The 12680-nt window shown below is 66.3% G+C and carries 10 protein-coding genes and 3 tRNA genes; 11 read left to right on the forward strand and 2 right to left on the reverse strand.

The window, feature by feature from the left end; genetic code table 11:
• Positions 1-152: 152 nt before the first annotated feature.
• The 8 genes from E3T31_RS00235 (at position 153) to E3T31_RS18550 (ending at position 8682) form a co-directional block, all read left to right on the forward strand.
• The gene (locus E3T31_RS00235) at positions 153-1376 is read left to right on the forward strand and encodes an efflux RND transporter periplasmic adaptor subunit (protein ID WP_134466953.1); all 1224 of its coding nucleotides are present in this window, start codon (positions 153-155) and stop codon (positions 1374-1376) included.
• Entirely contained in the window at positions 1369-2088 is a 720-nt protein-coding gene (locus E3T31_RS00240; protein WP_134466954.1) for an ABC transporter ATP-binding protein, read from the forward strand. Before E3T31_RS00235 ends, E3T31_RS00240 begins: the two co-directional genes overlap by 8 nt.
• Entirely contained in the window at positions 2085-3317 is a 1233-nt protein-coding gene (locus E3T31_RS00245) for an ABC transporter permease (protein ID WP_134466955.1), read from the forward strand. Before E3T31_RS00240 ends, E3T31_RS00245 begins: the two co-directional genes overlap by 4 nt.
• A 34-nt stretch (positions 3318-3351) precedes the next feature.
• A complete protein-coding gene (locus E3T31_RS00250) occupies positions 3352-4236 on the forward strand; it encodes a DUF5666 domain-containing protein (RefSeq protein WP_134466956.1) in 885 nt (294 codons plus the stop codon).
• Complete coding sequence (locus E3T31_RS00255; RefSeq protein ID WP_134466957.1) at positions 4229-6229, forward strand: HlyD family efflux transporter periplasmic adaptor subunit; 2001 nt, start codon at positions 4229-4231, stop codon at positions 6227-6229. The genes E3T31_RS00250 and E3T31_RS00255 overlap by 8 nt, the downstream gene beginning before the upstream one ends.
• Positions 6230-6332: 103 nt before the next feature.
• A tRNA-Tyr gene (locus E3T31_RS00260) sits at positions 6333-6417 on the forward strand.
• A gap of 64 nt (positions 6418-6481) precedes the next feature.
• A complete protein-coding gene (locus E3T31_RS00265; RefSeq protein WP_134466958.1) occupies positions 6482-7318 on the forward strand; it encodes an inositol monophosphatase family protein in 837 nt (278 codons plus the stop codon).
• Between the two features lie 194 nt (positions 7319-7512).
• The gene (locus E3T31_RS18550) at positions 7513-8682 is read left to right on the forward strand and encodes a M23 family metallopeptidase (protein WP_134466959.1); all 1170 of its coding nucleotides are present in this window, start codon (positions 7513-7515) and stop codon (positions 8680-8682) included.
• 107 nt (positions 8683-8789) lie between these two features.
• Here the strand turns inward: E3T31_RS18550 and E3T31_RS00275 are convergent, their stop codons facing one another.
• Positions 8790-9569, reverse strand: a complete 780-nt coding sequence (locus E3T31_RS00275; protein WP_198416952.1) for a GTP pyrophosphokinase family protein — start codon at positions 9567-9569, stop codon at positions 8790-8792.
• Positions 9566-11263, reverse strand: a complete 1698-nt coding sequence (locus E3T31_RS00280; RefSeq protein WP_134466960.1) for a glycoside hydrolase family 13 protein — start codon at positions 11261-11263, stop codon at positions 9566-9568. The genes E3T31_RS00275 and E3T31_RS00280 overlap by 4 nt, the downstream gene beginning before the upstream one ends.
• Positions 11264-11389: 126 nt before the next feature.
• Between E3T31_RS00280 and E3T31_RS00285 the strand changes: the two genes are divergently transcribed.
• The 3 genes from E3T31_RS00285 to E3T31_RS00295 all read left to right on the forward strand — a co-directional run bounded on the left by E3T31_RS00285 (position 11390) and on the right by E3T31_RS00295 (position 12619).
• Positions 11390-11461, forward strand: a tRNA-Thr gene (locus E3T31_RS00285).
• Between the two features lie 31 nt (positions 11462-11492).
• A tRNA-Met gene (locus E3T31_RS00290) sits at positions 11493-11566 on the forward strand.
• A gap of 387 nt (positions 11567-11953) precedes the next feature.
• Complete coding sequence (locus E3T31_RS00295) at positions 11954-12619, forward strand: GntR family transcriptional regulator (protein ID WP_134466961.1); 666 nt, start codon at positions 11954-11956, stop codon at positions 12617-12619.
• The last annotated feature ends 61 nt before the right edge of the window (positions 12620-12680 follow it).

The raw sequence follows: 12680 nt of genomic DNA on the forward strand, positions 1-12680 counted from the left end.
CACGACGTGCGCGATTAAGCACTCCAAACGCGCTCTCGCGTTACTGATAGGCGTTTGATAGGCCACGGATGCCTCGGGCATAGACAGCGTCCTTAGGTTCGTTGTAGCGGCACAGGGAACAACGTGCCGAAGGTGAATATCTGAGGAGAACAATGAAGCTGCGCACACGCATCCGCCAAATGAAAGCCCGGTGGTGGGTGCTCAGCGGCGGCGTCATCGTGCTCGCCCTGGTCGGCGGTGGGGCCTGGTGGTTCATTGCCGCCCAGCCGACCAGTGCCGAGGCCACCCCGGCCACCCAGACCGTTGCCGCGAGTCTCGAGACCATGCAACAGAGCGTCACGGCGAGCGGCACCCTCACCCCGACCGTGCAGGAGGAGGTGTCCTTCGCGGCATCCGGAAACGTCACCGGGGTGAACGTGGCCGTCGGAACGGTGGTCGCGGCGGGCGACGTGCTCGCTACCGTCGACACCCTCACCGTCGACGCCGAGCTGCTCGCGGCCCGCGCCACCCTCGCCTCCGCTGCAGCGAAACTGGCCGACAGCGAGGACGCGAGTGACACAAGCACGGCCGACCTGGCCCAGATCGCCGCCAACGAGGCCAGCGCGACCACGGCACAGAACGGTGTCGATGAGGCCCTGGCCGCGCAAGCTGCCGTCACACTCACCGCGCCGGTCGCCGGACTCATCACCGTGGTCAACGTCGCCGTCGGCCAGGCCGTCTCGGGCGGCAGCACGACCGACGGCGCAGCGAGCGGCGGCGCAGCGGCCGGAACGGCGGAAACCGGAGCCGGCGCGACGACCACCGCCAGCAGCGCCGCCTTCACCATCGTCGGCACTGACTCCTGGACCGTCGACTTCACCGTCGGTGAAACGGATGCCGCCCTCATCGCGGCCGATAACCAGGTCGAATTGGCGCTCGATGACGGCACTGAGTTTTTCGGCACCGTCTCCGAGGTCGGCCTGCTGCCCTCAACGAGCACCGGTGTGGCCGCCTACCCGGTCGTCGTCGTGGTCACCGGATCCACTGAGGGCCTCTATGACGGCGTCGCGGTGACCGCGGACATCGTGTACGAACGCCGCACCGACGTGCTGACGGTGGCCAGCGCCGCTGTGACCAGCGTGGCGGGGGAATCCGTTGTGACCGTACTGGACGCCGACGGTAACGAGGTCTCGACGCCGGTCACCGTCGGGGCCACGATCGGCAACCTCACCGAGATCACCGAGGGACTCGCCGAGGGCGACGAGGTCGTCATGGCATACTTCACCCCCGGCAGCGGCAACACCGGCACCGACCGCACCGGCATGATGCCGACCGGCGACATGCCCACCGGCGACTTTCCGGCCGGTCAGATGCCCGGAGGTCCCGACAATGGGTGAGCCGTCGAAAGCGGATGCCCCGGTCATCGAATTGCGTAACGCCGGCAAGACCTACCGCTCCGGCAGCATCGAATTCGAAGCCCTCAAGGGCATCGACCTCGCGATTCATGAGGGCGAATACGTCGCCATCATGGGGCCATCGGGGTCGGGAAAGTCCACGATCATGAACATTCTCGGCTGCCTCGACACCCTCAGCCGCGGCGAATACCGCCTCGGCGGCACCGACGTGAACGATCTCGACGAGGTCGAACTCGCCGAGATTCGCAACCGCCAGATCGGGTTCGTGTTTCAGGGCTTTAATCTGCTGTCGTCGCTGACGGCCTGGCGCAACGTGGAATTGCCGCTGACCTATGGGGGAGTGCCGCGGCACGAGCGCAAAGCCCGCGCCGAGCAGGCGCTCAACCGGGTCGGTCTCGGTGACCGGTTCGAGAACCGGCCGGGCGAGCTCTCCGGCGGACAGCAGCAGCGCGTGGCCGTGGCTCGCGCCCTGGTCGGTGAGCCGACCATGATTCTGGCCGACGAACCGACCGGAAACCTCGACTCGGTGTCGACCCAGGACGTGCTCGCCCTGTTCGACGAACTGCACGCCCGCGGCCGCACCATCGTGCTCATCACGCACGAGCTCGAGGTCGCCCGCCGGACCGCCCGCATTATCTGGGTGCGCGACGGCGAAATTCTCCAGGACGAACTGACCGAGGAGGTTGCCGCATGAGCTGGCTCGAATCCTTCCGCACCAGCTGGAGCGCTGTCTACTCGCACGCACTGCGGTCGATCCTTACGGTGCTCGGAATTCTGATCGGAATCGCCGCCGTCATCCTCACCGTCGGCCTCGGCCTCGGCACCCAGAAAGACGTCAGCGCGCAGATCAGTTCGCTCGGCAGCAACCTGCTGATCATCGCCCCCGGCAGCAGCACCGACACCGCCGGCCTGCGCGGCGGCTTCGGCTCGACTTCGACGCTGACCATAGCGGATGCGCAGGCGCTTACGTCGAGCGTTAACGCTCCCGATATTTCCGCGGTCGCCGCCGAAAAGACCCTGTCGCTGTCGCTCGAAGCGAATGACACGAACTGGACGACATCCGTTACCGGCACGACCACGTCGTGGCTGGACGTGCGCGCCCGCACGCTCAGCATGGGCGCTTTCATCAGTGCTGACGACGAGGAAACCTCGGCCGCGGTCGTGGTACTCGGCCCTGAGACCGCCGACGAACTGTTCGGTACGCAGCGGGTGGTCGGCCAGTCCGTGGTGATCAGCGACAAAACGTTCCAGGTGATCGGCGTGCTCGATGCGGCCGGATCGGACTCCTCGTCCAACCTCGATGACGTGGCCATCGTGCCGTTCTCGACCGCTGCGAGCGTACTCGTCGGCGGCACCGAAAGCGCGGCCGTGTCGACCATCTACCTGCAGGCGGCGAGTGACAGGCAACTCTCGGCCGCCTACCAGGAGGCCGAAACCCTGCTGCTGAACCTGCACTCGATCACCGACAGCACGGCCGCCGACTTCACCATCAGCAGCCAGTACGCCCTGGTGAGCACCGCAACGGTCGTTTACGAGACTCTCACGATTCTGCTCACCGGCGTCGCGGCGCTGTCGTTGCTGGTCGGCGGCATCGGCGTCATGAACATTATGCTTGTCTCGGTCTCGGAGCGCACCCGCGAGATCGGCCTGCGCAAGGCCCTCGGGGCGCCGCCAGGCGCCATCCGCCGGCAGTTTCTGATCGAGGCGGCCATTCTCGGCCTCAGCGGCGGACTGCTCGGCGCGATACTCGGGGTCACCGCGGCCCTGCTGTTGCCGGGCGTGATCGGCAGCTCGATCGTCGTCTCGCCAGCCGCGGTCGGGCTCTCCATCGGCGTCGCCATCGTGATCGGCCTGAGCTTCGGCGTCTACCCGGCAACCCTGGCCGCCCGCCTCGCTCCCATTGACGCCCTGCGCAGTGAATAACTTCCATGCTTTCGAACGAAATGAGACCACTGACATGATGAAACTCAAGCGCCGGGCGGCATTCGCTGGCGGGGCACTCGCCCTCGGCGGCGTGCTGCTGCTCTCGGGCTGCGCCGGCACCGACAGCACGGCGGCCGCGGCCAGCACGACGGACACGTCAACGGAACAGCAAGCCAGGGTCGCGCCCGGCCTTACCGGCGAGATCGGGGCTCTGACCGGGCATACCTTTCAGCTGCAGGACAGTGATTCCCAGACCGCGGTGACCTATTCCGACGCCACGACCTTCACCTCGACGCTCGCCGCGACACTGGCCGACGTCAGCGTGGGCGAGTGCGTGAATGTGTCGAGTGCGGCAGCGGCCGACGGCACGGATGCCGCAACCGTCGCGACGAGCGTCGCCGTCGCCGTCGCCGTCGCCGTCACCGACGCGGTCGACGGCGCATGCGCGTCGGGCCTGGGCGGACTGGGTGGCGGTGGCATGCCCGGTAGCACGCCACCGACCGATATGCCAAGCGATATGCCAACCGATCTGCCCGAGGATATGCCGATGGGTGCCGACGGGACCGCCCCGACTGGTATGCCGACCGATCTGCCAGCGGATGCCGGCGGCTTCGGTCCCCGCACGACCGGCCTCGTCACCGCGGTCACCGCAACCGCCATCACGGTCGATTTGACCGACGTTGACGGTGTGGTGGCGAGCGAGACGGTGACGGTCGACGACTCGACCAGCTACACCAAGACATCCGCGTCTGATGCGTCGGCGCTTGCGGTCGGACTGTGCGCGAGCGCCCAGGGCGAGGCCGACGACACCGGAAGCTTTGCGGCTAGTGCTGTCGCACTCTCGGTGGCCGGCGACGACGGCTGCGTGAGCGCCATGGCCGGCCCCGGTGGCCGAATGGGTGGCGACGCAAATGAGTAAGCGCACCGCGACCAACACGAGCGCGGCGGCATCCACTGGGGAGAACCAGCCATCCGCTGTACAGCACCAGCCATCCGCGAAGAGGCTGCGTGCAGCCCGGCAGAAGCACCGGCGGTTACTCGCTGTGGGGACGGTCACGGCTGTGCTCGTCGCCTCCGGCGGCGGCGTCGCCTACGCCCTGACCCGTGCCGAGGGCGGCGACTACCGCACGGTCGCAGCCGCGCTCGGTTCGGTCAGCGAATCGCTCGACCTGGTCGGGACCCTGGCCTCAGCCAGCCGCAGCGACGCATCGTTTTCGGTCGCCGGCACGGTGAGCAGCGTGGCCGTGAGCCTGCGTGATACGGTGACCGCCGGACAGACCCTCGCCACCCTCGACGTTGCGAGCCTGAACGACGCGATCGACGAGGCAGAGGCCCAGGTCGCGAGCGCCGAGATCACTCTCGAGAGTGACCTCGACTCGCAGACGGCGACGGCGACGGCGAGCGCGACGAGCACCGTGACAACGGATGCTGCGGCCACCTCGACGACGTCTGCTGCGTCGGGTGCGGGCGCTGCCTCGGGGGCCTCCTCTGCTTCGACCTCTGCTTCGACCGGCGCGGTCTCGACCGCTATGGCGGAAGCCGTCACGGCGGTCGGCGCCGCGCAAGCCGCCCTGCTCGCCCAGTACGACGCGGCCGTGACCGCGCTCGCCGCGACCGACGCCGCCATCGCGTCGACGACCGACGTTTGCTTGCCCTTCCTGGAGGCCGCGTTCGACGAGGCTGCGGCGGATGAGACCGCGGACGCGACCGCGGATACGACTGCTGACACAACGGTAGATATAACGACGGACACAACGGTAGATATAACGACGGACACAACTGCAGATACGACTGCAGATACGACTGCAGATACGACCACCGACAAGACCGCCGCGACCCCCCTGACCGCAGCCGAGAAGCTTGCGGCCGCGAAGCTCGCCCTCGCCGACTGCCAGAGCGCCATCACCGCCGTGCTCGCCGGCCAGACCGCGACCAACGAGGCTCAGGTTGGCGTGCTCACGCTCGTCGATGACCTCAACCAGTCCGTCAGCGCGCTACAGAAAGCGGTAGCCGGCACGGCGAAGTCCGGTTCGACGGGGAGTACCGCCGCCACGGTTCCGAGCACCAGCGCGAGCACCGGATCAAGCGCCGCGTCGGCGACCAGCGCGGCTGCGACATCCGCTGCCGAACTGCCGAGCACCACCGCGGGTGGCGCTGCGGCCACAACGGTCGCCTCGGCCGAAACCATTGTGACCGACCAGGCCGAGATCGACGCGGCCGTCGCGGAGCTGGCGATCGCTGAGCGCAATCTGACGCTGGCGACGCTGACCAGCCCGATCGCCGGTACCGTCGCGGCCGTCGCCCTGGCGGTCGGTGACACCGTCACGGCGTCATCGTCCAGTGCCGTGATCACCATCATCGGTGAGGACGGTTTCGTGGTGAGCACGACCGTCTCGCTCCCCGACATCGCCGGGGTCGTCGTCGGCCAAAGCGCAGCCGTCGATGTCGCGAGCGTTGACGACGAGTTGTCCGGAATGGTCAGCTCGATCGGAATCCTGAACGTGTCATCGTCGTCAACGCCGTCCTATACGGTGCAGATTGCGCTGGAGAGCACCGACCCCGCCTTGTTGAACGGCGGCTCGGCCGCGGTCGCCGTTGCGGTGGCGAGCCTCGACGAGGTGTTTACCGTGCCGACTTCGGCCGTGCACCTGGCCGATGCGATTTACACGGTCGATCTGCTCGAGAATGGCGTTTCGATGAGTACCGAGGTGATGGTGGGTGCGGTCGGTTCCGAACTGACCGAGATCAGGTCGGGAATCGACATCGGTGACACGGTGATTCTGGCCGATCTGAATGCCGCCATCGCCAGCTCCGAGACCGAGACCGAGAGCGGACTCGCGGGCCTCGGCGGCTACACGTCGACCGAGCTGCGCACCCCGCCGGCCGGTAGGGTTGGGCCGCCCGCCGGGTAGACGCCCGCCTTGTCAAACGTGCTGATTTCTCGGTGAGGCATTTCGTCTTGTATTGTTAACCCCGCGTCTCCGGTCAAGTGATTACACCTGGTCGGGAGCGTCTGGCGAGTTACCCAAGCGGCCAAAGGGATCTGACTGTAAATCAGACGGCGTAGCCTTCGTGAGTTCGAACCTCGCACTCGCCACCAGCAGAACAGGCAGGCCTCAGGGCCTGCCTGTTCTCGTTAACACCGCTACCTGTAGCGTGGGGGCATGACGCATCCTGCCCCGACCGAGCTGCTGGACCTCGCACGCACCATCGCCCTCACCGCGGGCGCGCTCGCCCACCGGCGCCGCGCCGAGGGGGTCGAGATCGCCGCGTCGAAGTCCTCGCCGGAGGACATCGTCACCGCGGCCGACCGTGAGGTCGAGCGGCACATTCGTGAATTGCTCTCCGACGCCCGGCCGAACGACGGGTTTTACGGCGAAGAATCCGACGCGACCGGCGGAACGAGCGGGCTCACCTGGGTGGTCGACCCCATCGACGGCACCGTCAACTACCTCTACGGCATCCCGTTCTACGCCGTCAGCATCGCCGTGGTGCAGGGCGATCCCGATCCGGCCAGTTGGAACACCCTCGCCGGCGCGGTCGTCAACCCGGCCCTCGGCGAGGTGTTCACCGCTTCCGAAGGGTCGGGAGCCTGGCTCGGCGACCAGCGCCTGCACGTGAACCCGGACGTTCCGCTCTCGCTCGCCCTGGCCGGCACGGGCTTCGGCTACGAGGCGGCGCGGCGGGTGTGGCAGGCGAACGTCGTTGGCGGTCTCATCGGCCAGGTGCGGGACATCCGTCGCATCGGGTCGGCCGCACTCGACCTGTGTTCGGTCGCCTGCGGGCGGCTCGACCTCTATTTCGAACGCGGACTCAACCCGTGGGATCACGCCGCCGGCGCCCTGATCGCCCGCGAGGCTGGTGCCCGGGTCGGCGCCCTGCAAGCGGATGCCGAGGGTCGCGACCTGCTCATCGCCGCAGCTCCCAGCCTCTACGGTCAGTTCGAACCCGTGCTGGCCGAGCTATTCGACCGTTTTCCGGCTCCCGCGCAGGAAGCTTGACTCTTTACCCACTTACCCAAATCGGGGTGTGATCCGTTGCGTTCCTCTGCTACTCTCAGGTTTGCGCGCTATCCTTAATCAATTCGTTATATTGGCCAGTCGTTGTTCGGCGTTGTCCAGTACGAGCACCAGTTCCCGTCCGCCTCGCTGAAAGCTGCACTTTGTCACGTCACACTCCATCCCTGGATACTTCCGTGTCCGGCGAGAGTGACGACGCTGTCTTTCCCCCCGTGGAACCTGCGGCCCTGACCCGGCGTCAGTTGCGCGAGCGCGAGCGCGAGCGCGTGGCATTCGCCACCGCAGCGCCGGTCGACGAAAACGTCGCAGAGGTCGTGCGGCTCAGCCCTGCCGCCGATTTGATCGTCGCTGCGAACCTGACCGAACCCGACCTCGAACCGCCCGTTGTGACCGAGACCGACCGCATCGTCGCGGCCGTCGCGGTCGCCGATGCCGAGCCCACCGACTACGAAAAGTTGCTGGTTCTCGGTGACACCCAGTCGATTCCGACCGTAATTCCCGCGGCCGGCGCTCGGCCTCGCCGCCGCCAGCGCACCGAGCAGACGGCGGGGGAGTCCTTCGCTCCAGCCCGCGATTTCGTTCCGGCCGGCACGCTGCCGCGTCGCGCGGCCCCGTCGCGCCCGCTCGGCAGCAGCATGCGCAAACGCGCCGCTAAGGGTGCGTCGATCCTCGCGATGTCCTTCGTCGCCCTGATGGCCGTCGCCACGTCCCTTCCGGCTGAGGCGCTGCTCTCGGCGCAGGACGTGCAGGCCTCAGCTCTGCAAGCCCAGCGCGTTCTGCCGGCCGAAGACATTCAGAGCATGGACCTGGCCGACGGCGACACTCTCACCGTCGAACGTGACGGGTATGAGTCAAGCTCGATCGCCGAGGTGGCCGCGGCCAGCGGCATCCGTTTGGAAGATACCTTTACCAACAACCCGAACGGAACCATTCAGTGGCCGTTTGCCGTCGGTGTGCACATCGGCGACCGCTTCGGCCCGCGAAATTGCGCCGGATGCTCCGCTAACCACGGCGGCCAGGACTTCAACCCGGGTATCGGTGCGCCGATTCAGGCTATCGCCGACGGAGTGGTCAGCTACGCCGAAGACGGCGAAGCCAGCCTCGGCGTGCATATGATGATCGACCACATGATCAACGGCGAGCTCGTCACGACCGTCTACGCGCATATGATCCACGGATCGATGCTGTTCAAGGAGGGCGACCTGGTCAAGGTCGGCCAGGTCATCGGCAAGACCGGCAGCACAGGCATGTCGACCGGCCCGCACCTCCACCTGGACATCCGAATCGGCGGCAAGGACGGCACCAAGATCGACCCCCTCGAGTGGCTTTATGCCAACACGAATTAGCCCACGTTCACCCGTTTCACCCGTCGGCGCGCGAAGAACCCACCCTATTTTCGTGTTAGTTATGCGCCTGTGTGGGCGGAAACCTGCCCACGCCGGGGTGCCCGGGGCTATTCCGGTTCCGTGCGCCCGCGCATGAAGGACTCGAGCAGGCCCTTTGGCAGCGGAAACGGCGGCAGGCCGTCGAAGCTGAACAGGTCGGCGTCATCGGCAGCGGGCCCCCGCGCCACGACCTGGTCGTGCAGCAGCTCCATCTTCACGTCGAGGCGATTGGCGGCATCCGCTGCCTGCCGCAGGTCCTCGACGAGCGTGTCGGGCACGGCGCCGTTGTACTTGTAGAAGATCTTGTGCTCGAGGCTGGCCCAGAAGTCCATCGCAATCGTGCGAATTTGAATCTCGACCGTGACCGGCTGCACCCGGTCCGACATGAACACTGGAATCGCCACGATCAGGTGCAGGCTCTGGTAGCCGTTCGCCTTCGGCTCCCGGATGTAGTCCTTCTCCTGCAGCACCGTGACATCCCGTTGCCCGGCGAGCAGGTCGCGAATGCGATAAGTGTCGGAGATGAAGCTGCAGGTGATGCGAATTCCCGCGATGTCCTGGATATTGTCACGAATACCATCGAGCTCGAGCGGATGCCCCTTGCGGATGGCCTTCTTGAGAATGCCCTCCGGCGACTTGAGCCGCGAGCTGACATGCTCGATCGGGCTGTAGTCGTGAATCGAGCTGAATTCTTCCTTCAAAATGTTGATCTTGGTCAGCATTTCGTCGGTCGCGAACTTGTAGGACATCATGAATCGGGTCAGTTCGAGCTTGAGCTCGCGCATGGCGGCGATGGTCCCCAGCGCGGTGTTTGCAGCATCGTCTGGTTGGTCGAGCGCGTCGGTCATGCTGTTACGGCGCGCAACCAGGCGGTCGCGTCACCGGGCAGGGTGCGGCCGACGAGGTCTTCGCTCGCGAGCAGCACGTCGCCGGCGGGCAGTTGAAGGGATGCCGCGCCCGTGTTCGCCACGATCGTCACGTCGCCGTTGCGGTAGGCCACGACGTCCGGCCCGAAGCCGTCGATCCATTCCACCGTGCCGGAGGCGAGGGAGTGCTCGCGGCGCAGGTTCAGCGCGTGCTTGTACAGCTCGAGGGTGGATCCGGCTACACCGTTTTGTTGGTCGCGGGCCAGTCCGGCCCACTCAGCCGGTTGTGGCAGCCAGCTCTTCGCGCCGGTGCTGAAGCCGAACGACGCGCTCGCACCTTCCCACGGAATCGGCACGCGGCATCCGTCTCGCCCGTACCGCTCACCGTTGGTGCGAAACCAGGTGGGGTCTTCGCGGGCGTGGTCGGGCAGGTCGACGGCCTCGGGCAGCCCGAGTTCCTCGCCCTGGTAGAGGTAGCTCGAGCCCGGCAGCGACAGCATCAAAGCGGATGCTGCCCGCGCGCGTTGCAGCCCGACCGCAGTGTCCGGCAGTCCAACGGTCTTGGGCCCAATGCCGTGCCCCTGCAGGTTCTCGCCGGTGAGGGCGAGCCGGGAAGCGTGCCGCACCACGTCGTGGTTCGAGAGCACCCAGGTGCTCGGGGCTCCCACGTTGCCGAAGGCTTCGATCGACTCGTCGATGACGCTCCTGAGCTTTGCTGCGTTCCAGGGCGTCTCAAGGTAGGCGAAGTTGAAGGCCTGGTGCATCTCGTCCGGGCGCACCCACTTGGCCATCTGGCTGAGCGGGTCGACCCAGGCTTCGGCCGCGAGGACGCGGTCGCCGGGGTAGGCGGCGAGCACCTTGTGCCAGTCGCGGTAGATCTCGTGCACGCCGTCCTGCGCCCAGTAGGGCGCGGTCACGGGCGATTCGGCGCTGATGCCGGGCTCGAGGGTGGCCGGGGCGCCGCCCATGCTGCCGCCCTCGGCGGGTGGCGTGTAATCGGGGAGGCCGGGAGCCTTGATCATGCCGTGCGCGACATCCACTCGAAAACCATCGACGCCGCGGTCGAGCCAGAAGCGCAGCACCGCGCGAAACTGTTCGCGCACCCATTCGCTGTCCCAGTCGAAGTCGGGCTGGCTGGTGTCGAACAGGTGCAGGTACCACTGGCCGGGGGTGCCGTCGGGGTCGGTCGTGCGGGTCCAGGCGAGGCCGCCGAAGACGGACTCCCAGTTGTTCGGCGGCAGGTCGCCGTTCTCGCCCTTGCCATCGCGAAAGGTGTAACGGGCGCGCTCTGCGCTGCCCGGGCCGGCGGCGAGGGCTGCCTGAAACCAGCCGTGGTCGCTCGAGGAGTGGTTCGGAACGATGTCGACGATGACGCGAATGCCCAGGTCGTGGGCGGTGCGCTGCAGCACCTCGAAGTCGTCCAGGGTGCCGAACAGCGGGTCGACGTCGCAGTAGTCGGAGACGTCGTAGCCGGCGTCGCGTTGCGGCGACGTATAGAAGGGAGAGAGCCAGATGGCGTCGATGCCAAGCTCTTTGAGTTGGGGCAGTCGCGAGCTGATGCCGGCGAGGTCACCCATGCCGTCACCGTTTGCGTCGGCGAAGGACCGCGGGTAGATCTGATAGATAACGGCCGTGCGCCACCATTCGGTGCCGGAAGTCAGTTTGGTGCCAGTCATATTTAAATGCTACGGCATCGGTAGTGGATGCTCGGTGTGGGCTAAGTGGTCTCGATCGCCTTGCTGGGGTGATAAAGTTTCTAGGTTGCCAAAAACGCGGCATTGCTACTGTTTTTTGGTTGCTCTGCCCCCTTAGCTCATTGGTAGAGCACTTCCTTGGTAAGGAAGAGGTAGTGGGTCCGATTCCCACAGGGGGCTCAGGCTTGGAAGCGAACAGCCGACAAGTCGCGGCGGGGTAGCTCAGTTGGTTAGAGCACACGGCTCATAATCGTGGTGTCGCGGGTTCAATTCCCGCTCCCGCTACACGGTATTCACTAAAATCGCCCCGGACTTCTGCGGAAGTCCGGGGTGTTTCTAACTGGGGGCGGTCGGTCAGTCTTCCCGGTTCCGGCGCCCTGCAGCATGTCATGGGCGAGCGGATGTTCACCAGCCGCATTCCTATCGACAGCGCTGGTGTGCACGTGACCGACCGGCACGTGTTCGCCCCACGCCCGATGATCGGGTGCATCGGAACGGCGCCCGCTGCTCAAAAGCGTGCTCTGACTCACCGTGAGCGGATGCCGCGAGCCGCGGCATTCGCTCACGAACACCCTCCGGCACGGTAGTGCATTACTCATTTGCCGCCCGGCGGTGGATACTGGGCGGCACGAGGCTCGCAGCGGCCGCGTCGGCAAGTGAGGAGCCACCGAGGTGTTATCGATTCAAAAAGTGGAGCAGGGTTCGACGTTGCGGGACCGTATCGCGCAGTCGCTCGCGGCCGCGATCAACACCGGTGAACTCGCTCCCGGAACCCTGGTGACCGTGCCGACCCTGGCCATCCGCTTCGAGGTGTCGGCCACCCCAGCTCGGGAGGCAATGCTGGATCTGGAACAACGAGGATTCGTGACCTCGGTGCGCAACAAGGGTTTTCGGATGACGCAGATGAGCGATAAAGACCTGCGCGACGTCATCGAGTTGCGCCAGCTGCTCGAGGCTCCCACGATGGGCGCCCTCGCCGGAACACTCGATGCTGAGACGCTCACGCGCTGGCGCGGCGTGGCTGAACAGATCTCTGAGTATGCGCGGCAGAAGGACCTGGCCGGATTTCTCGCCGCTGATCGGCAGTTTCATCTCGGGTTGCTGGCCTTGCACGGCAGCGCCCGGCTGGTCGAAATGGTCGGCGAACTGCGCGCGCAAACTCGAATGGTGAGCATCGCCGCGATGATGCAGAGCGACGAGTTGTGGGGCACGGCGCGCGAGCACCACGTCATGCTCGATCTGCTGGCCAGCGGAGAATCCGAGGCGCTGCGTGAGCTCACCGTCAGCCACCTCGGCACCGTGGCCGGGTGGAGCTCGGATCCCGCCGGGCCGCACTGAGCCCGGAGTGTGGACGCCGGTGCAACGATCCGCGTGTGTAATATGTCATACAGCACTGGGG

Source organism: Cryobacterium sp. TMS1-13-1 (genome assembly GCF_004403125.1).
In the GTDB taxonomy this organism is placed as follows: Bacteria; Actinomycetota; Actinomycetes; order Actinomycetales; family Microbacteriaceae; genus Cryobacterium; species Cryobacterium levicorallinum.